A 20,282-nucleotide genomic window follows, 5' to 3' on the forward strand; every position below is an offset into this window, starting at 1 on the left:
TGCAAAGAGCTGGCGACCGGCACGTCCTCGAAAAAGTACATTTCTCATGTGTGCCTCCACACAAACCTGATCCGATCCAACAAGGTGCGGAGCGCAGAAGCCGGAAAGAACGTGGCCGGCGATCCGCGTTGGTTCTCTCGTCCGCTTCACGCAAGATAGTGGACGGCGTCCCATCGGTCAGTCAGGAGATGAGCGGGGCTTGTCGGGATAATCCTGACGTCCGCACGTACGCACGGCCGTTTGGCCCACCTACTTCCCGGTCAAACTTGATCCGCACTCTTTCCCGAATGGCTCAACCAGCCAAGGGCCACGCCGTAGCGCACTATGTCGGCACGCGTGAACAGTCCGAGCTTTTCGACCGCCCTGGCCTTGTAAGTTTCGACGGTCTTGATGCTGATGCTTAGCTGAGTGGCAATTTCCTTGTTGCTGAATCCTTGTGCGATGAATCTGAGGACCTCACTCTCGCGCGGTGTCAGCTCGCCGGCTGTGGAAGCGCCGGAAGACGAGTGGGCGCCCTGCGCCGATGGAAGTGCTTTCTCCGCTATTGCTGGATCCAGATACAAACCACCGCCAGCGATCGCGCGAACTGCGCGCTCGAGTTCGTCGGCCGCAGAGCGCTTCAGCAGATAGCCGCGAGCTCCCGCTTGCAGCATCGGCTGAACGTAGGCGTGATCCTCGTGCACGGTCAGCGCCAGAAGACGAACTTGAGGAAGCTGCGTCGCTAAGGTGCGAGCAACTTCGAGGCCACTGATACCGGGAAGTGAAATGTCCAGGATGGCAATGTCCGGTGTGGCCTGGCGAATGATGTCTAGGGCGGCCTGTCCATCCGTTGCTTCCCCGACGATCTCGATGTCATGCACGTCCTGAAGCAACGCCTTCATTCCGGCCAGAACAAGCGGATGATCGTCAGTCAACGTGATCCGGATCGGGCACATAGCCCATCTCCTCTATTGGCACCGGTATTCTCATGAAAAGAGAGGTGCCGTGGCCGGGTTCAGATTCAATCGCCAAAGATCCACCGAGCAGCGTGAGGCGCTCCTCGATGACGGACAGGCCCAATTTTGCGTGGCGGCTCTCACCCTGCGAGAATTCCTGAAAGTCGAAGCCGTTCCCGTCGTCTTCGACGACGATCCTAAGCTCCGTTGTGCGTCGGTCGATGACCACGCTGACGTTTCGAGCTTGCGCGTGTTTGACCACGTTGTTCACGGCCTCCTGGACGGCGCGGTAAACCGCGATTTCGACGTCCTGGCCGAGACGATCTCTTCTGCCCAGAGGCTGAAAATCAACGCTGATCCCGAACCGGCGCCGGATCTCCGCGCAGAATGCCTCCAGCGCCTTGTAAAGTCCCAGGTCATCAAGGGCGGTCGGGCGCAGGTCAGAGGCGATTTGATGGATATCGCGCCCAATTCCTCTCGCGAGTCCTTGCAGCCAATTGAGCCTCTCCAATCCGAGCTTGCGTTTGGGGCTCGTGCCCAGAAGCGGCTCCAGGTTCTTCAGACCGAGAAGTAGACCTGTGACCGTCTGGCCGATCTGATCGTGAAGCTCTCTTGCGATTCTACGGCGTTCATTTTCTTCCGCTTCGGAAAGACGTCGAAGCAGTTGCTGTCGCTCCAGCTCGGCTCGCTTGGTCTCGTCGATATCCAGAATGACGCCATACACGACGTCCAAGTTCTTATCATCGATGCGAGACAGCCGCCCGCTGGCCCGCAGCCACCGGCTGTGAGGGGGAGCGGTCCGGAAATCAGCAATCGCCACGTTTCCCGAACGGCAACTCAGCAAGGAAGCCTCAAAGTTCCGCTGGTCGGCGGGATCAATACAGCTCAGTATCCGATCGATCGGAAGGATCGTATCTCCTTCGGAGCGCGAACCGTCTATCCGGAGCATCTCTCGGGCGCGGGGCGACACGATCGCTTCTCTGCTCGCAAAATCACAGCTGAACACGCCGAGATCTGCGGCATCAATCGTCAGCCTCCGTCGCTCTTCACTTGCGCTGAGTGCCAATGCTGCCTGCGCTTCTTGCTCGCGCCGGCGAAGCGAAATGTCGCGTATGGTGTACCAGGCCAAAGTCAGAGCCAACACGAAGCTCAATACCCCACCCCCGGCTAGGAAAATGGCTGAGCGCTGGACGGGACCATTCAGTTCCTGCGTCGGTATTCCGAAATGGACCGACCATCCGCTGGTTCCGGGGATGACTTTGTAGATCGAGTCGACTTGTTCGCCGGCAGGCGTGGTTTTGACGTAGCTTCCTTCTGGCGCTGAGGCTATCGCCTGGCGGACCGTAGCGCTGGCAGATTGTCCGAGTTCGGATTGTTCACCGAAGGTGCGGGCGACGATGTTCCCCTTGGCATCGACCACGAAACCGACCCAGCCGGCCGGGGCTCCTGCGCTCTTCAAAATCTGGCTTATTGCATCAGGCACCAGGGCCACCGTGAGTACAAACTTCAATTGCCCATCGCGCTCTACAGGGGCCCTGACGGCCACCACGCGTTTGCCGGTGATGGGACCACGTGGCCCAATTCCGCCGATCGCCGGCTTTCTCGTTTTCAGGATCTGTTCGAAATTCTCTCGGTCGGCGGTGGCGCGCATCCCATCTCCGAGTGGACGGCTGACATCAAGCACCTGATTCCCATCAGGATCGACGAGCTGAATCGTCTGCCAAAGAGGACGTGCTTCGTTGACACGCGTCGCTTCGCGATAGAACGCGTCAAGGTCCGGCTTGTCGAGTGTTGCGGACGCCGCGACGGTCTCGGCGATCTCGAGCTGGAGACTGATTTCGGAGGCAAGCCGGTTGACGACGCTGTCGAGCGTCTCCACGGCGGCAGCCTGAGAGCCCCTGCGCTGCTGCTGCGCGTTCAGGAAAACGACCCAACCCGCAAAAAGCGCAAGAGGCATCGCTGCCGCGATGAAGACGAGGATCAAGGGGCGGCGGGCTGCGCGCCGGGAGATTGAGGTGGGGGCCTCCTTGCCGGTGGGTATCAAATGAGACAGCAAAACGCCCACGTGCTGGCACTTCCTCGATGTTTTCTGGGTCAGGTTTTTCCCGACAGGACTAACGGACGCCCCGACTCCCGGCATCGCTCGATCCGTCCCATCGTACAGGCAATCATTGTTGCGGTCTAGAATCGGGAATTGACATGGAACATCAGCATTGCCGCTGCTGCCGAGCGAAGGAGATCGTAGAGACGGAAATGTCATCGCAAGAAATCAAAGTCCGAACCGATATCGAGGTGCTGGTTGGGGCCTTGGAAGAGGCACAAAGGCTTCTTGCGACTTACGAGAGCCCTTGCTGCAATCGTAGCAGGGACGACATTCTCGCTATGCTCGAGTTCATCATATGCGACCCTTCCGTGAGAACTGCGCTGCTTCGTCAAAGGAGCGCAGCCGCCCTAGGGGATAGGTCTTGCGCGAGAGCGCAGCTCCCAACCAAACGAAACTCCCGAGCGTGCTAAAACGGGCGACACTTTGTATCCGTTCTTTGCCACTGTGTTTGTGATCGACGCGTCCAGAGTTTTGCTGCGTGGCGCCGCGGCGGGTGAAGGCTCCGACTGTGAGTGCGGCATCGGTAGTGGCCTAGCCGAGGCCGCCGGGGTACCAATGTCAGCTGACCCTTAATTCACTGGGGCATGCTGCTAGAAGCGATTATCTTCGGCCCACGCGCAGCAGCGTGCTCCATGACGAAACCCGGTGGCCCTCGAAAATCGTCAAGAGAGGTGCCCTCGACAAGAAGCCATACTCTGCGTCTGATCGCAGCTCCCTGCCTCCCGGAATGGGAGGCGCTCAGGATAGTTGTGCGCCAGAGTACAAACCGCCTCGTGGGTCGGGAGCGCGAGGCCTTACCATCTGTGTTCGCTTACGTACCGACCTTTACTCGGCGTCGGCCCTAAGTCTCGGAACGTAGTGGCCGCCCGTTAGCTATATGGATGTTAAATCCTCCAAGTTGGAAAGGTCATCACATGAACAGGATGCTCATTGCGGGTTCGGCCGTCGTGCTGATGGCGCTGGCGACCCCCGCCGCCGCACAGAACGCCACGAACGGATCTCAGGCCTCATCACAACCTTCCGGTAACTCGAACCAGAATCTTGCCGCGGCGCAAAAGATCCAGCAGGATCTGCAGAAGGCCGGCTTCACCGACGTCAAGGTCGTAGCCGAATCCTTCGTCGTGCAGGCCAAAAGCAAGGACGGCAATCCGGTGCTGATGACAATCGGCCCGCATGGAATGTCGGTTTTCGAAGCCATGAATGTGAATCCGCCCGATTCCAAGTCGGGCAGCTCATCTCAAGGGACCACCGGGTCGAATTCGCCGCGGCAGGGCACTTCCAAATAGAGGCCGAGACGCCGGAGTGCTCGTTCGGAGGGAACACGACATGCAGCGGTTGGCTCGGCGAACTGTCCGAAAGAGTCCGAGAAAACGCCGGCGTCGGAGTCCTGACGTACAGCTCTCCTCGCTCCCCGAGCGGTTGAAGCAACTGGCGGACCGAGCAAAACGGGAGGCTGCTGATCTGCCTCCCGGCGAAGAACGGGAGAGCTGTCGTCTCAAGGCAGCTCAAGCGGAGAACGTGTTGGAGTTCGTACGCTTGCTGCAGAGCCAACCTTGAGCTTATCACATGGTGCGGGACCGTACCAACCTTCGATAAGCCGCCGGCTACCGTGCGAACCCGCGGTTCTCGCGAGCCGTTGATTGCTTCTCGTAAGTTGTTGGAGCCTTCACGAAGGTATAAGGGGCCCGCGATGGCGAACACAGAACGAGCCGCGAGTCCTGGCCTCAACCGCCGCGCGCTACTCACTGCGGGAATTGTCGCCGGATCCTCCCTGGCGATTTCTTCCGGCAGCGCAACGGCTGACACAATCTCGCAGCAGGTCCCCTGGGCGCCGGGCGAAGCCAACAACCCGGCGCCAGTTGCCACCGGCGGCTATCAGTTTTTCACCCAAGACGAAGTTGCCTGGGTGGATGCGGTTGTTTCCCGATTGATACCCAAGGACGAGCTAGGACCGGGCGCGCGTGAGCTTGGCGTCACGGTCTTCATCGACCGGCAGCTTGCAGGAGCGTACGGGCGAGCCGAACGCTGGTACATGGGTGGCCCTTGGGCAAAGGGCACGGAAACTCAGGGCTATCAATCACGGATGGCGCCAGCCCAATTGTATCGAGCCGCGATCAAAGCCGTCGATGGCTATTGCCGAAACGGGTTCGGTGGAAAGGCTTTCGTGGACCTCGGCGCGGAGCAGCAGGACAAGGTGCTCGGCGACCTCGAGGAGGGAAAAGCAAAGCTCGAGCAGGTCGACGGGAAGGCATTCTTCAAGCAGCTCCTCCTCAATACCCAGGAAGGATTCTTCGCAGATCCCTTGTACGGCGGAAACAAGAATATGGCAGCCTGGAAGATGATCGGCTTTCCGGGCGCGCGATACGATTACCGTGACTTCGTCAGTAAGCACGGCCAGCGCTACCCATTACCGCCGGTGTCACTCTATGGCCGTCCCCATTGGACTCCGAAAGGATAGGGAGACCTCAAGATGGCTACCAAGCTCCCTCCCGTGGATGCGCTCCTCGTTGGGTTCGGCTGGACCGGCGCGCTGCTCGGCCAGGAACTGAGTGATGCCGGGCTGAACGTCTTGGCACTTGAGCGCGGTGGCTGGCGGGATACGACGACCGACTTTGCCACAACGTTCATTCAAGACGAGCTCCGCTATTACTATCGCCATGCACTCTTCCAAGAGCCTGCGCGTGAGACGCTGAGCTTCCGAAACTCGAGGAGCGAGACCGCTCTACCAATGCGCCAACTCGGCTCCTTTCTCCCAGGGACGGGCGTGGGCGGGGCGGGAATTCATTGGAATGGACAGAACTGGCGTTTCCTGCCGAGCGATTTCCTCGCCCGGAGCCACAACACGGATCGCTACGGCGCGGCAGCAATACCACAGGACATGACTATCCAGGATTGGGGCGTCACGTATGACGACCTGGAGCCGTACTTCGACAAATGGGAGTACCTCTGCGGCATCTCGGGCAAGGCAGGGAATATCAAAGGTCAAATCCAGCCCGGCGGAAACCCGTTCGAAGGCCCGCGGACCAGAGAGTATCCCAATCCTCCCATGGAGATGACGTACGGCCCGACACTCTTCGCGCAGGCCGCGAATGACGTCGGCCTAAAGCCTTTCCCGGCTCCCTCCGCCAACATGTCTCGCGCTTATACCAATCCACTCGGGGTGCAACTCGGCCCATGCACCTATTGCGGGTTCTGCGAGAAGTTCGGCTGCGGGAATTACTCCAAGGCAAGCCCGCAAACGACGATTCTGCCGGTTCTGCTTCGCAAGAAGAACTTTGCGCTCAAGACGGAGTGCGAGGTCATCAAGATCAACCTCGACAGCGACAGGAAACGGGCGGTCAGCGTCACATATGTCGATACCCAAGGTGAAGAGTACGAGCAGCCAGCTGATTTGATCGTTCTCAGCGCGTTCGTTCTGCACAACGTGCATCTGCTGCTGCTATCGGGGATCGGCACACCGTACGACCCGAGCACTGGAGCAGGTACGCTCGGCAAGAACTACGCCTACCAGATCGTGTCCAGTGTCGACGTATTCTACGACGACAAGATACTGAACCCGTTCATCGGCGCCGGCGCGCTGGGAATGGTCGTTGACGAATTCAACGGAGACAACTTCGATCATTCCAATCTCGGGTTTTTAGGAGGCGGCTATATCGCCTGCTGGAACACGAACGGGCGGCCGATCGAGACCCATTTGGTGCCTGACGGGACTCCGAAATGGGGCGCCAAATGGAAGAGGGCGGTCGTCCGGGACTACCTCAGGTCGATGTCCGTCGCCACGCATGGCGCCGTCATGAGCCATCGAGGAAACTACCTCGATCTCGACCCGACATACCGCGATTTCCTGGGCAGGCCGTTGATGCGGATGACCTTCGACTACACCGACAACGAGCACAGAATGTCGGATTTTCTGACCGGCAAGGCAGAGCAGATCGCCCGGGCCATGAAGCCGCGGGAGATCAGGAGCAATCCCCGTAAGGGACATTACGACATCACGCCATACCAGACGACGCACAACACCGGCGGTGCGATCATGGGTTCGAACCCGCGGGACAGCGTTCTCAACCGCTACCTGCAACATTGGGACGTTTCGAATCTTTTTGTGATGGGGTCGTCCACTTTCCCGCAGAACCCTGGCTACAATCCGACAGGTACTGTTGCCGCGCTGGCGCTGTGGTCCGCGCAGGCCATCAGAACGCAGTACCTCAAGAATCCCGGCCCGTTGGTTCAGGCGTAAGGAGATCGGGAAGATGTCATCCAGTGCTCTGAAACTCGTATTGCTTGCTTCTTCCTGCGCCTTTGCTTGTTTCGCTTCGCCCGCTCGCTGCGAGCAGTTGTCCTTCGGCCAAGTAGAAAGAGGACGCTATCTGGCCGCGGCCGGAGACTGCGAGGCCTGCCACACGGCACCCGGAGGCAAGCCATTTGCGGGCGGCCGCGCGATTCCGACCCCGTTCGGCACGATCTACTCGGCGAACATCACGCCGGACCGAAAGACCGGGATCGGCACTTGGTCCGATGATCAGTTCTATGGGGCGCTACATCAGGGAATTGCTGCGGATGGAAGCTATCTCTACCCCGCGTTCCCATATCCCTGGTACACCAAGGTGACGCGCGAGGATTCAGATGCGCTCCACGCCTTCTTGAGCTCGCTTGAGCCGGCATCAAAGTCCTTTCCGCCGAACGATCTTGTTTGGCCGCTGAATGACCGGTTCGTCATGAGGGGGTGGAACGAACTGTTCTTCCGGGCAGGAACATTCAAGCCGGACGACCAAAAGTCGCCCGAATGGAATCGCGGAGCATATCTGGTCGAGGGCTTGGGACATTGTGGCGCCTGCCACACGCCCACCAATGTTCTGGGCTCCGCAGAGAAGCAGTCCGCCTTGCGCGGCGGCAAGCTGCAGGATTGGTACGCCCCGAATTTGACGGCCGACGTTCGGTCGGGGTTGGGGCAATGGAGCATCGACGAGATCGTCACGTTTCTCAAGACAGGCCGGAACGACCGAACCGTCGCTTACGGTCCCATGTCGGAGGTGATCACCTTCTCGACCTCGAAGCTGAACGATGACGATCTCAAGGCTATGGCGACTTACCTCAAGGATATTCCAGCAGCTACCGAGGACAACAAGGTTGCTGAGCCAGATCCGAAAGCTATGGCCGCCGGCGGAGCGCTCTATGTCGACAATTGTTCGGGATGCCACCAAGCCGAAGGCCAGGGCGTGTCGGCTATGTTTCCGCGGCTTCAGGGAAGCAGCGCCGTACAGGACCGGGACCCGACCACTATCATCAGGTTGATCCTGAATGGTGCGCACGCGGCGACGACTGATGCCCGGCCGACGCAGGTATCGATGCCGGCCTTCGACTGGAAGCTTTCGGACCAGCAGATTGCAGACCTCGCTACTTACGTCAGGAACGCTTGGGGCAATTCAGCAACTCAAGTAGCCGCATCCCAGGTGGGAGAGTTGCGTCGTTCAACTCCCCAGGAGCTCAGTGGCCGATAGGTATTCTGCTTCCGGAGGAGAAAACCCATGAAGTCCAAGAACTGGTTCGGCGTACTGATCTGCGCCCTCACGCTCGTGCTGGTAGCTCCGGCTTACGCTGGGCGAGACAAATCCAAGGAGACGCCAGGAATGGCCGCATACCACGCTACAAAAGGCGCCTTCAAGCGTGATCGAAAAATCACCCGGCACATCCTTCGGAGCGAGCGGGAAAAACGGGAGCACCATGACCGCCACGCAACTTCCTCTCGTTAGCAGCTTTCAAGGTTCTCCAAACACTCCGGTCTGGCGGTGCCTCCGCAGGTTCATGGCGCTATGTTGACTGCGCTGCGAGACTTATCGGGGGGTCCTCAAGCCGGAAGAATGAAGAAGAAACCGAGTGCTGCGCAAATGATTAGGCCCAACGTAGCGAGATTTGTCCCGCTTACTGGAACTGAGGCGGCGCGCTGGGAAGCTACGCTTGGATCCCAGGACGTAACCGGCCCGGCGGCAGTGGCCGCAATGCAACGCCGATCATGATCGGCGGAGCCGCTCTCCGAGTCGGCCCCATATAGCGGGATTGAGGCGCGGAGCCCGGAGTGCGTAGGAGTCTGAGTTCAATCATCTCTACGCCGGTGCGGCGATGTTCGCCTTGACGCATCTCAAGTGCGAATGGGCCGACCCTCGGTATCTATCGGATCGCGCAACACGGCTACTCTCCTTCTCAGTCTCGCTTCCTGCTGCATGGCCCTAGTTAAGCCGAACGGCACTTGCTCCACTTACGTCAAAAGTTCAACTCAGCATGCCCGGACGCATCGGGAAAAAGCGGAAACTTTTTGACCTCGGAGGACGTTGATCAACACTAACATCTCCGCTTTGGAGCTTGAGAATGGTCGACGCCGTGGGCGTCCGCACGGCCGTAGAAACAGCTTGGTCGATCTTTTGCGCGACCCACGACGGTGTCGATGCCGCCGACCGCCGCCGGTGCTTGCCCGGGCGACATCTCCAAAGGAGATGCGAAACGCGCAGAGAGGACATGCAGGAGCTCGCGAGCTTGCGACTTGCGTACCTCGCGCGTCTTCCCGAAGGCGAATGCTGAGGCCGCTGATGAGATTGGCGGAGCGACTCGCCGCCCGTACCGCGCTTCCAGAATGGACCCTCCTGGCGATGTCCTATCTGATGTCGGGTGCCGTTGTCTGGGTCGTGCGGGCGTTCTTCGTAGACGCCGGGTAGAAGGCGGGACAATGAAAGGGCACAGCATGTGGTCTCGGAGAGGATACCCGATCCTGGTGTTGGTCTTGATGCTCGCTGCGAGCCCGGCCTGGAGCGCCGAACTGAGCCCCGAAGCGATCAATTCGGCTGAGCCTTCGAAGAAATCGCTGTCCAGGGACAAGGCGACGCCCGCCGGTGTCCGATTGCAGGTCCTGCTTGACAGGGCGCACTTTTCGCCGGGCGAGATCGACGGCAAGTTCGGACAGAATGCGAGCAAGGCCTTGCGTGCGTACGCTGAAGCCCAGCAACTGCCGAGCGCCGATCAACCGACCGACGATGTCTTGAAGGCGCTGCGCGTTGATAGTCGGCCGATTACTTCCGATTACATGATCACCGAGAAGGACGTGGCCGGTCCATTCCTCGAGAAGCTTCCATCGACGATGGAGGGCATGAAGGATATTCCGAAACTCAGCTATACCAGCCCCCGCGAGGCGATTGCCGAGAAGTTTCACATGAGCGAGCAGCTTCTAACAGCCCTGAATTCCGGAAAGAAGTTCGAACGCGCGGGCGAAGCCATCGTCGTGGTGGACACGGGCGGCACGGACGGCGAGGCCTCCAAGACCGACAGGGTCGAGGTGGACAAGACCCGGCAGACCGTCAAGCTCTTCGATAAATCGAACACACTGATCGGCTTCTATCCGGCCACCGTCGGAAGCGAAGAGAAGCCGTCGCCGTCAGGCACGCTGAAGGTGACCGAGGTCAGCCGCAATCCGACCTACCGCTACAATCCGAACTACCACTTCAAGGGCGTGCGCTCCGACAAGCCGTTCACGATCAAGCCTGGCCGCAACAATCCAGTCGGCACCATATGGATCAGCCTGTCGGCGGAAGGATACGGGATCCACGGCACGCCCGAGCCAAGCAAGGTCTCGAAGGCGGAATCGCACGGCTGCGTGCGGCTCACGAATTGGGACGCCGAACGTGTGGCGGCGAGTGTTTCGAAAGGCACGCCCGTGGAATTCGTGGCCGGCCGTGAGTGAGGTATGAGGGTTATTCATCTAGATAAATGTCTGTTCATCGACGTTCTTGTTCTTTGGTTTGACGCCTGCAACCTGCCAAAAGCGCTTTCGTTACAGCTTCATTGAACTCAATTGAGGAGGAGCTTGAGGTGAAGAAAACCCTACTTGTTCTGTCAACAGCCGCCGTGCTCGGCGTCAGCGCCGTGGCCGCACCGAGTCCCGCCGAGGCCCGCTGGCGTGGTGGCGGGTTCGGGCCCGGCATCGCCGGAGGACTGATCGCCGGCGCAGTGATCGGCGGCATTGCCTCTTCGGCGTACGGCTACGGGCCAGGCTATGGTTATGGCTACGGCTATCCGGGCTAGATATTACGGAGGCTATACGCCGGCGGCCTACTATGGGGGATACGATCCCTATCCGTGGGGCGGCTACACCACCGCCTACTACAGCAGCGGGTACGCGCCGGCTTACTACGGGCCTCGCTATCGTCGTGTCATTCGGCCCGCGTTCGCCTATTACGGTGGTCCCTATGCGCGCCGCGTCGTCCACCACGATCGCTGGCATCGCCACCACTGGTGATCACGGCTCCTCAAAGCCTTGGCTCGGCTCCGAGCGCACATGCGCCGAGCCGAGCTTCTCGAGGCGCATCGTCCCGCAACGTGCCACTGGTCTTGGGCTACTCCGTGGTTGGATCGCCGGACGTAACCGAGGTGCAAGGAGATCCAAGGAACGATTGCATCTCCTCCCGGTTGCCCGCGACGGACACCCCCGTCGAAAGGGCGTCGGTTGTGTCCTGTTTCATCTGAGAACACACGCACGATCGAGGAGGAGTTTTTGATGTTGAAGAGAGTGAAGAGTAGGTTGCTGGTCACGACGGCGGTACTGCTTGCGAGCGTGGGCTTCGCGTCTGCGCAAGGCGTGGGCGGTGGCGCGGGCAGCGCCGGCGGCGCGGCGACCGAAAAGGGAATGTCGGCGGGCGGTCATTCCGGCGGCGGGATGGGCAGCGGCGCATCCAGCCGCGAAGGTACTTCCCACAACGACGGAGTAACGCAGGGCCGCGGGTCCGAATCTCGCGACAGCGGCCGAGCCGAAGGACCATCCGCGCCAGGCGGCGAGTCCAGCCGGGCGCAACGCGATGAATCCGGCACGCAGGAGCGTGGCCACGCCGGAGGTCAGCGCGACAGCAGCAAGGATCCGACGGCGGGCCAAGGGCGAGAGTCTGAGCGTGACAATGCGCGCCACTCGCAGGACTCCAGCAAGGAGCAGCGCGACAGCAACAAGGAGCGCGCGCAGCAGCACGGCCAGAAGGACAAGGATCAGGCGGCCGGTCAGAACAAGTCCGAGCGCGACAACACGCAGCGGACGGAGGACCGCTCGCAGGACAAGGGCAAGGCCGACGCAAAGGCGGACAACAAGGCTGACAACAAGTCCAGCCCGCAGAGCGGATCCGGCCAGAGCGCGCAGGAGCGGGATCCGAACTCCGGCACCAACCAGAACGCCGCCCAGGGCCACACCAACACGCAGGGTCAGACCCAGAGCAGACCACTGCCAACAGCCAGATCCAGACCGAGAGCGGCAAGACCGTGTCGGCGCAGCAGCGCACGACACTGCAGCAATCGGTTCTGCAGGCCAGCAACGCTCCGCGCGTTAACGCGAGCTCGATCAACTTCCAGGTTCGTGCCGGCATCGCGGTCCCGCCGAGCGTGACCATCGCGTCTGTCTCGACTTATCCGGCGCTGATCGACGTCTTCCCCGCCTATCGCGACGATAGCTTTTTCGTCGTGGAGGACGAAGTCGTGATCGTCGACCGTGATCGCCGCATCGTTGACGTAGTCCCGGTCGGTCCGCGGGCGCGCTTCGCCGGCGCCGGTCACGGCCGCGGCGGCGCGAGCAGCGGCGGCAGCACGATGGCGGTGGTCGATCTTCCGCCGGACGACATCCGCGTCATCCAGCGCGTGTTGATCGAGCGCGGTATCCTGCATGGTGAAGCCGACGGCATCTGGGGTCCGGAAACCCGTGAGGCAATCACTGTGTATCAGCGTCAGCAGGGAATCGCGGTGACCGGCAGCATCGACATGCGCACTGTGTCGTCGCTCGGCGTCTCCGGCCGGCTGAGCCAGCAGGCGAGCCAGAGCATCCAGTCGCAGTCGTCGACCGGGGCTCAGACCTCGACCGGCACCCAGACTCTGATGGGCACTCAGACCTCGACAGGTCAGGGCCAGAGCGGCACCGGTACCGCTCAGGGCCAGACCAGCCAGCCGTCGAACCAGCAGAACGCGACCAGTCAGACGCCGAGCCAGAACTCGGGTCAGGCGCAGAACCAGCCGTCTTCGACGGGGCAGAGCTCACCCAGTCCGTCGGGTACGACGGGTCAGTCGCCATCGCAAAGCGGAAGCTCGTCGACGGCCAACCAGCCGAGCGCAAACCAGCCGAGCGCGAACGAGAGCAGCTCTCCTGGTTCGTCGGGCTCAGGTCCGAGCAAGAAGTGATCGCCTGGAGCAGGCCAATGAGGGGTCCCGCTTCGGCGGGGCTCCTTTTTGTTTGCCGCCACTAGCGCGGCGCAATGTCGTTTTTCGCGGCCTTTGCATTTCAGTGTGACGGCCCCCAGGAAATACAGGCACGTCGAACTCATGAGGCTGCACGTTTGGCCTGCGGCATGGTGCCGGGAACGATCGGCAATCCGCGTACCTCGCTCCCAGCATTGCCTCGAGCCTTGGGAGTGAAGCCTATCGCGTCAATAGATTAACCGCCCGGGCTGAAGGGCCCCGAGCCCTTTTGGGCCGGCTATATTAGGATGTCGCTCGCAAGCCGAGAGCCCTCGCGGCAGCGTTCCCGACGTTGAAGCCTATTGTGCGGCCGAATTGTCGCTGCGTCTGCGACGATGCTCGACGGGCCGGTCGGATGTGAAAGCGGACTACTTAGGTGGCGGCTCGGGAGGAGCTGGCCTCGCCTGATCCGATGCTCCCGTCTGTGATGCAAGCTCGAGGCCGATTTCGAGCTCCATAATGATGTCCTGCAGCAGCCGCGTCGCCAGGGGATCGGTGGTGCCGGCCCGCATCTCCCGGAGGCGGGTCAGCTCTTCAACTGTCTTCTGTTTTTTCTCGAAGGTCATGCAAGTAGCTCCGAGTCCTTCTACGTCGATGCCGGATTTCGGTTGCACCGGCCCTGAAAAATCGAAGTGCGGTCGGGCTAGGCGACGATCGCACGTCATCGTTCCCATGTGCGTGGTCAGCAGCTTGATAAACCGAGTTCCTGGTCCGCTCTTCACCTCGCTTGAGCAGCGACGCCGTCGGCGGGGACGCAGACCAGGGTCCGATCCTCCTTGGCGGGCACGTCGACCTTGACCGGCACGGAGCGACCGCTGGAAAGACGCATTTGAAGCCATCGGTGACGAGTTCGTCGACGATGAGCCCGATGGACGCTGCCTGCGAGGTTCGCGCCGAGCGCAGCTTGGCGAAAAAAGCGATGGCGACCAGCCATAGGGTAAGAACTACCTGAGCCAGATCGGGAGATCCGATCGCCTGTTCAGCAAGCGATGCACAGTCGCTTGCATAGCTGGCAACGGACTGGGCGGGGACCCGGGTTCCCCTACGCTTCGTTCTCCAGACATCGTCCGGAGCGCGGCGGTAGACGTGGATGCTATTCGCGGGATCGTCGGCTCTCGATTCCCGTGGACCCGGGGATCATGTACGCCTATCCGGTGGCCCCAGCTTGGCCGCGCTCTTCTAGCAATCACGGGCTTGGCGTTCCCGGGCGAACCAATGAAGCCGTCCGTCGAGTCGCTGCGACGGCACTGAAGGATTCCGGAGAGCCTTGAATCCTGATCGGCGCATTGGACCCATCATGCCGCCGCAAAGTTCCAATTCTCGGTTCATCAGCCTCCTCTCGAAGGAGGGATCGGCCGCTGCTGACATTCCGCTCGAATCCGACGCCGAGGCGCTGGCGTGCGGCGGATCAAGCCCCAAATTGGATTGTAGGTGGAGAGGAAGATTCGGAATGGCACACCCCTTCTACACTATCGGTCACGGCACGCGGCCGCTGGATGAATTCGTCGGCCTGCTGCGAAGCGTCGAGGTGACTCTGCTTGGCGATGTGCGCACGATGCCGCGTTCCAGCACTAACCCGCAGTACAACCGGGAGCTACTCCCGAATTCCCTGCGGCCGCATGGCATACAATATGAGCACATGGCCCCGCTCGGGGGGCTGCGCAGTCGCGTGCGCGAGGTAGCGCCGGAGGTGAACGCGTTTTGGACGAACAAGAGTTTTCACAACTATGCCGACTATGCCATGAGCGAGCGCTTCCGTGGCGCGCTTGATCATTTGCGCCGGCTGGGCGCAACCCAGCGCTGCGCCATAATGTGCGCCGAAACGGTGTGGTGGCGGTGCCACCGGCGGATCATCACCGACTACCTGCTCGCCGCCGGTGAGCAGGTGTTTCATATCCTCTCAGCGGCAAAGATCGAACGAGCGATCATTACCGAGGCGGCTCGGCCGCAGGATACCCGCCTTTTGGTGTACCCGGCCGACCCGCCGGCGCACCCGGACCTGTTCGCCGACTAACTTCCAAGGAGGCGTTTCGCCGCCAGAGATCTGCCAGCTTGCCCACTCAATGACCGCGGATGGCGCGATGGAGATATCCTCACACGATGAGACCACGACGGGACGGACTGTCTCGACCATGTCGAGACGGAAGGACCGCCAGCGTCGATTCGCCGGCGACCGCGCAACTTCGGGTCAGCCAGGCAGCGCAGGGCTCTCGAGCGCTTCGGTCTGCGGCGCCTCCGAGCAGCGCACAACGGTGAAGGCGTGCAAGGCACCGCGCGTCCGGGCTCGGTTTAGGTCCGATAGCGTCAGCAGGGGCGGTCACCCTGGACCAATGAAGAAGAAACCGAGCCCGAATAGCAAATACACGCCCACCAGAAGCAGGCCCTCGAACCAGGTGGTCTCGCCGTCGCGTGCGATCGCGTTCACGATGAATGCCGTGCTCGCGATTGCAAACAGATAGAGCGGATTGCCGAACACCAGGCTCATGGGCTTTGCCATGAACGCCGAGATAAGGACCAACAGCGGCGCGACCACCAGCACGAGTTGGATGGCGGATCCAACGCAGATGTTCAACGCGGCCGTCATGTTATCGCGGTGAGCGAACCAACTCGCCGCGAAGATGTCGGCGCTTGTCCCGACGAGGGCCAGTACGATCACGCCAAGGAAAGTCGGCGAGATGCTGAGCGCTGTGGCCGTCTGGGTCAGCACGTCAGAGAGGATTTCGGCTTCGATCGCGATTATCGCGGTGCAGCCAACTATGATGCCGATCGATAATGCCAGACCCCACGCAGGATCGCCCTCAGCTTCTTCGTCGGCGAAGGCGTCTCGATGAGTGATCAGTGTGTAGACGATGTTTCCTGCATAGAGCAGAAGCAAGACTAACGATGCACCTAGGCTCAGCTCCTCATCGGTAAGTCCGATGTTGTGCAAGTGATCCTGCCGACCCGTATAGTCGAACACCGCCGGCAAAAGCAGTGCGATAACTGATAGAATCAGCAACGTCGAAAGCAGCCCGGCCTTGGCTGGGTTAAATGTCTGCCGCTGCCGCGACAGGCCGCCTATCAGGATCGCAATCCCCAAGCCAAAAAGGCTCGTGCCGATGATCGAGCCGGTGATCTGGGCCTGAACGACGGCCGTTTCGCCGCTCGCAAGTATGAATAGAGCCAACACCAGTTCCGCGACGCTGCCGAACGTAACCATGATCAGGCCGCCGATGGTAGGTCCTGCGTGCCGCGCGAGCTGCTCCGTCCCGCGTCGGATCCACTCCGCCAGAACAGCAATCGCCGCGGCGCTGGTCACAAACCGCAGCGCCGGCGGCGCGGCCATGTAGGCAGTGCCGAGTGAGAGTGGGATCACAGCCATCAGCAGGAGGAGCACCCTCGATGGCCCGCCAGCGCAGTTCCTGGTGTGTATCTTCCCCCGCACTAGAAATGGTCCCGCGCTTGATGACGAGAAGTGGCTTGCGTTTGCCCTGAACCAGCGTGCGCAGTTCTCTCCTTTGGAGCCATTGTCTCCAGCGCGGCATAAATCATGACGCTGATAGGCGCGGCGAAAATTACGCCCGCCATCCCGAAAAAGCTGCTTACGGCCAAGATGCTGAACAAGATCATAGCCGGCGGAACGGCGATGAGCCGCCGTTGGATGATCGGGAGCAGCACGTTTCCCTCGATTTGCTGAATGGCAATGTAGGCCAGCAGGGTCCAAAGCAGCGTGGACCAACCCTGCGCGGTCGCGACGAGCAGCGCAGGCACCGCGGCAATGAAGGGGCCGGCGTACGGGATGAATTCGGCAAGCGCGGCGATGACACCCAGAGCGAGCGGAGATGGCAGGCCGATAAGCCAGACTGCCGCTGTCGTGAGCACTCCCACGAGTACCATCTGGATGGCCTGCCCGATACTCCAGAGCTGTAGTGAGTGGACGACGTGCTTGGCTGCCGCTTCTAGCGGGCTTGCCCATCTGCGAGGAAGCAACTTGCGGACTTCCTTTCGATATACCCCTGGCTGAGCCGCCATGTACGCGCCCATTGCGATCATGACCACCAAGGAAGCGAAGACGCTGCTGCTCACGCTGGCGATGTTGCCGGCCCAACTTGTGAGCGAGAGCTGGTTGGCATCCACGTGCTGCAGGAGCGAGACCCCCCAAGCGGAATTCTGCAAGGCGTCGGCGATTGTTTTGGCTGCGATATCCGCGCGCTTCAGCACGTCTTCCATCTCGCTCGATAGCGTGGTGCCGAACATATAGGCGGTGGCACCGAGCGATCCGAACAGAAGAAGCACGGCAAGCCCAACTGAACCGGCTCTCGGGATTCGGCACCAGCGCAGCGGCCGGGACAGAAGGTCCAGGACGACGGAGAGGAGCGTCGCGCCAACGGCCACCAGCAGCACCGACCGGAGATACCAGAGCAGGAACGGAACGGTCGCGATCGTCACCGCGATCGCGACGCGTTTGGTGAACTCGCCCGAGTCCATTCAGTATGTTCCTCGAGCAGGCCACATTTCGGGGGCGGGCCGGCTTGAGATCGGAATAGCCCGCTGCAGCGGTCTACCCGAACGGTTAGGGGCACGGATGCCGGACGCCATCGTAACTGAGGTATGTGCCGGATGCGGGATCATAGGATTGATAGCGCTGCACGCACTAGGTCATTGGCATCGGCTCTCGCATCGCTAATCGCGCTGCCAATCAGAGCTCCGGCGGCGAGGCCGCCGACCATGGCGGCACCGGGTGCGTAATGTCCGCGCCAGTGCGGCCGATTCAGGCCACGATGCCAAGGCCGGTACTGCACCGGCTGAACGGATGCCGTCGCTCCAACCATCGGCGCCGCGAGCAAGGCCGAGGTCGAGTTAAAGGAAATCGCACCAGCAGTAGTGAGGACGAGAAGCAAACTTCGCAAGTTCATCCATGCCTTCGTGGCTGGGTTGTGTACGAATGCAACGATGTCTCGCGAGCTTGCGTTCCGATGAGCCTTTGGGGATCCAAGCGTCAGAGGGTCGCAGGTGCGCTGTTGCTCAGCGGCCCGCCAGGATACGTAGGCGGATGATCTCGGTCCGCCACCGTACAATACCTGACACCTGCCCGTTATGAGGGCACGCAGGCGAGGTCGCGACGACCGACACAGCAGCAGCGGCGCGTCACCCGTTTGCAGGCGCAATTCTGTCCTCCTGTACTCCTCGATCCTCCGGGATCGAGATGTTCGTCGCGGCCGTTCTATTTGACGGCGCCGCCGGTGATGCCAGAAATGAAGCGATCTAGGAACAGATTGTAGGCGATCGCCACCGGAGCGGCGGCGATCAGCGCACCCGCCATGATCTCGCCCCAGAAAAATACATCGCCGCGAATGAGGTCCGTCGACACGCCCAGCGTGATCGGCTTCTGGTCAGACGACGAGATGAAGGTCAACGCGTAGACGAACTCCTGCAGGGTCAAGGTGAAAGTGAATATCACCACCGTCAGGATTGCTGGGACTGACAGGGGGACTGCCATCTTGATGAACGCGCCAAAGAGGCTACAGCCGTCGACGATCGCTGCTTCCTCGATTTCGATTGGAAGCGCCTTGAAGAACCCCATCAGCAGCCACGAGCAGAACGGGATTGTGAACGTCGGATAGACCAGCACCAACGACCACATCGAATTTTGAAGGCCAAGTTCGGCAATGATTCGGGACAGCGGCAGAAACAGCAGAGTCGGCGGGACGAGATAAGTCAGGAAAATCGCGATGCCTAGCGCTTCTCCCTTTCGACTCGTCATGCGGGCCATGGCATAGCCTGCAGGCACGGCAGTAACGACCGTTATTATGACGACGCAGAGGCCGATGATCAGCGAGTTCAATAGCCAGCGCGCGAACAATGTCTGATCGAAGAGATAGATCACATGGTCGAGCGTCGGTCGTTGGTTGAACCAGAACGGGTTGTTGCCGAGATTATAGAGGTCGCTGTTCGGCTTGAATGCGGTGATCACCATCCAGTAGAACGGGAAGGTCGCAAGGATTACGAAAAACGCCAAGGCGACAAAGAACGCGACTTGGCCGAGGGAGCGGGTGATCGTGCGGGGCATTTCAGATCTCCCGCCGCCGAATGAAACGGAGCATGAATATAACGACGACCAGGAGCACCGGCAGCATGAACAGAGAGATGGCCGCGCCATGCGAAATGTCACCTGAGACGATGCCGGTCTGGAAGCCCGCAAAACCCAGCACGGAGGTCGCCCCCACCGGGCCGCCCTGGGTCAGCAGAAATACAATGGATAGATCCGTAAACGTGAACACGATGCCGAAAATCAATCCGATCGCCACGATTGGCAAAATCATGGGCAGGATGATCTGGTAGTTGCGCCGCCAGAAGCCGGCGCCGTCGATCGTTGCCGCATCAAGTACGTCCTGCGGAACCGCGGTAATCCCGGCGAGAAAAATCACGATGGCAAACGGAAAGAAACGCCAGGCATTGATGATGATCACGCACAGCATTGCCAGATGGGGATCGCCAAGCCAGTTCGGCGCGTTTACGCGTTCCACGAGCCCCATGGCGATCAACGTCCACGTGATGACGCTGTAGAGCGAATCGAACATCCACCGCCAGGCAATCGTGGCGAGCGCAACGGGCACGGCGAACGGCAGGATGATTAGCGCTCTGACGATTTTGCGTCCGCGAAATGGCCGTAGCAACAGGAAGGCTCCGAACTTTCCGAGCACCAGCCCAAGCAGCTGGGATCCAAAAGTGAAGATGAAGGTGTTGGCCAAAGTGTGGGTGAAGGTCGGGTCTTGGATGATCTGCTCGAAGTTCGCCAGCCCGACAAAGTGCCACGTGGGATTGTAGAGAGTGTAGGCGCTGACCGAGTAGTAGATCGCCAGCAGCAGCGGCAACCCGACGAGCAAAAGGACGTAGAGGATGGCCGGTGCAATCAGGACCGCTTCCAGCGCATCGCGCCGATCGAGCAGAAATTGAAATCGTGTTGCCGGTCTGGGGAGTGTTTCAGCGACAACGACCATAGCGTACGGCTCCGT

At 60.6% G+C, this 20,282-nt stretch carries 19 protein-coding genes; 11 read left to right on the plus strand and 8 right to left on the minus strand.

The features are described 5' to 3' along the window. Positions 1 to 260 precede the first annotated feature (260 nt). Positions 261 to 935, minus strand: a complete 675-nt coding sequence (locus AC0L3B_RS17525; protein ID WP_085402319.1) for a response regulator — start codon at positions 933 to 935, stop codon at positions 261 to 263. Further along, positions 907 to 3,000, minus strand: a complete 2,094-nt coding sequence (locus AC0L3B_RS17530; RefSeq protein ID WP_204512636.1) for a sensor histidine kinase — start codon at positions 2,998 to 3,000, stop codon at positions 907 to 909. Before AC0L3B_RS17530 ends, AC0L3B_RS17525 begins: the two co-directional genes overlap by 29 nt. Before the next feature lie 962 nt (positions 3,001 to 3,962). Here AC0L3B_RS17530 and AC0L3B_RS17535 point away from each other — a divergent pair. The 10 genes from AC0L3B_RS17535 to AC0L3B_RS17580 all read left to right on the plus strand — a co-directional run bounded on the left by AC0L3B_RS17535 (position 3,963) and on the right by AC0L3B_RS17580 (position 13,230). Beyond that, positions 3,963 to 4,325 carry a hypothetical protein gene (locus AC0L3B_RS17535; RefSeq protein ID WP_473380796.1) on the plus strand — a complete coding sequence of 121 codons (363 nt, stop codon included), beginning with the start codon at positions 3,963 to 3,965 and terminating at the stop codon, positions 4,323 to 4,325. A 404-nt stretch (positions 4,326 to 4,729) separates the two neighbouring features. Next, complete coding sequence (locus AC0L3B_RS17540; RefSeq protein ID WP_204512634.1) at positions 4,730 to 5,497, plus strand: gluconate 2-dehydrogenase subunit 3 family protein; 768 nt, start codon at positions 4,730 to 4,732, stop codon at positions 5,495 to 5,497. Between the two features lie 12 nt (positions 5,498 to 5,509). After that, the gene (locus AC0L3B_RS17545; protein ID WP_473296956.1) at positions 5,510 to 7,276 is read left to right on the plus strand and encodes a GMC family oxidoreductase; all 1,767 of its coding nucleotides are present in this window, start codon (positions 5,510 to 5,512) and stop codon (positions 7,274 to 7,276) included. 13 nt (positions 7,277 to 7,289) lie between these two features. After that, on the plus strand, positions 7,290 to 8,537 hold the full coding sequence (locus tag AC0L3B_RS17550; protein WP_473380797.1) for a c-type cytochrome: 1,248 nt from the start codon (positions 7,290 to 7,292) through the stop codon (positions 8,535 to 8,537). 27 nt (positions 8,538 to 8,564) lie between these two features. Next, positions 8,565 to 8,789 carry a hypothetical protein gene (locus AC0L3B_RS17555; protein ID WP_204512631.1) on the plus strand — a complete coding sequence of 75 codons (225 nt, stop codon included), beginning with the start codon at positions 8,565 to 8,567 and terminating at the stop codon, positions 8,787 to 8,789. Positions 8,790 to 9,814: 1,025 nt separating this feature from the next. Continuing rightward, positions 9,815 to 10,765 (plus strand): L,D-transpeptidase family protein, encoded by a 951-nt coding sequence (locus tag AC0L3B_RS17560; protein ID WP_473380815.1) that lies wholly within the window; start codon positions 9,815 to 9,817, stop codon positions 10,763 to 10,765. Positions 10,766 to 10,893: 128 nt separating this feature from the next. Beyond that, positions 10,894 to 11,106, plus strand: a complete 213-nt coding sequence (locus AC0L3B_RS17565) for a hypothetical protein (protein WP_473380798.1) — start codon at positions 10,894 to 10,896, stop codon at positions 11,104 to 11,106. Then, complete coding sequence (locus AC0L3B_RS17570; protein WP_473380799.1) at positions 11,084 to 11,320, plus strand: hypothetical protein; 237 nt, start codon at positions 11,084 to 11,086, stop codon at positions 11,318 to 11,320. Before AC0L3B_RS17565 ends, AC0L3B_RS17570 begins: the two co-directional genes overlap by 23 nt. A gap of 282 nt (positions 11,321 to 11,602) precedes the next feature. Continuing rightward, entirely contained in the window at positions 11,603 to 12,448 is an 846-nt protein-coding gene (locus tag AC0L3B_RS17575) for a hypothetical protein (protein WP_473380800.1), read from the plus strand. Then, positions 12,445 to 13,230, plus strand: coding sequence for a peptidoglycan-binding domain-containing protein (locus tag AC0L3B_RS17580; protein ID WP_473380801.1), 786 nt, complete (start codon positions 12,445 to 12,447; stop codon positions 13,228 to 13,230). Before AC0L3B_RS17575 ends, AC0L3B_RS17580 begins: the two co-directional genes overlap by 4 nt. 425 nt (positions 13,231 to 13,655) lie before the next feature. Here the strand turns inward: AC0L3B_RS17580 and AC0L3B_RS17585 are convergent, their stop codons facing one another. Beyond that, positions 13,656 to 13,853 carry a hypothetical protein gene (locus AC0L3B_RS17585; RefSeq protein WP_204512627.1) on the minus strand — a complete coding sequence of 66 codons (198 nt, stop codon included), beginning with the start codon at positions 13,851 to 13,853 and terminating at the stop codon, positions 13,656 to 13,658. 884 nt (positions 13,854 to 14,737) lie between these two features. Between AC0L3B_RS17585 and AC0L3B_RS17590 the strand changes: the two genes are divergently transcribed. After that, a complete protein-coding gene (locus AC0L3B_RS17590; RefSeq protein WP_473380802.1) occupies positions 14,738 to 15,301 on the plus strand; it encodes a DUF488 domain-containing protein in 564 nt (187 codons plus the stop codon). Between the two features lie 303 nt (positions 15,302 to 15,604). Here AC0L3B_RS17590 and cax read toward each other — a convergent pair whose 3' ends face one another. From cax to AC0L3B_RS17615, 5 genes are all read right to left on the minus strand, one after another. Then, positions 15,605 to 16,663, minus strand: coding sequence for a calcium/proton exchanger (gene cax / locus AC0L3B_RS17595; protein ID WP_311979603.1), 1,059 nt, complete (start codon positions 16,661 to 16,663; stop codon positions 15,605 to 15,607). A 47-nt stretch (positions 16,664 to 16,710) separates the two neighbouring features. After that, positions 16,711 to 17,754, minus strand: a complete 1,044-nt coding sequence (locus AC0L3B_RS17600; RefSeq protein ID WP_473380803.1) for an AI-2E family transporter — start codon at positions 17,752 to 17,754, stop codon at positions 16,711 to 16,713. 85 nt (positions 17,755 to 17,839) lie between these two features. Beyond that, on the minus strand, positions 17,840 to 17,917 hold the full coding sequence (locus tag AC0L3B_RS17605; protein ID WP_438286348.1) for a BA14K family protein: 78 nt from the start codon (positions 17,915 to 17,917) through the stop codon (positions 17,840 to 17,842). Between the two features lie 573 nt (positions 17,918 to 18,490). Beyond that, positions 18,491 to 19,426: a carbohydrate ABC transporter permease gene (locus AC0L3B_RS17610; protein ID WP_473380804.1), complete on the minus strand. Its 936-nt coding sequence runs from the start codon at positions 19,424 to 19,426 to the stop codon at positions 18,491 to 18,493. After that, positions 19,338 to 20,267, minus strand: coding sequence for a carbohydrate ABC transporter permease (locus AC0L3B_RS17615; RefSeq protein WP_456653483.1), 930 nt, complete (start codon positions 20,265 to 20,267; stop codon positions 19,338 to 19,340). The genes AC0L3B_RS17610 and AC0L3B_RS17615 overlap by 89 nt, the downstream gene beginning before the upstream one ends. Positions 20,268 to 20,282 lie beyond the last annotated feature (15 nt).

The sequence above is a fragment of the Bradyrhizobium sp. Kon56 genome, assembly GCF_055807635.1.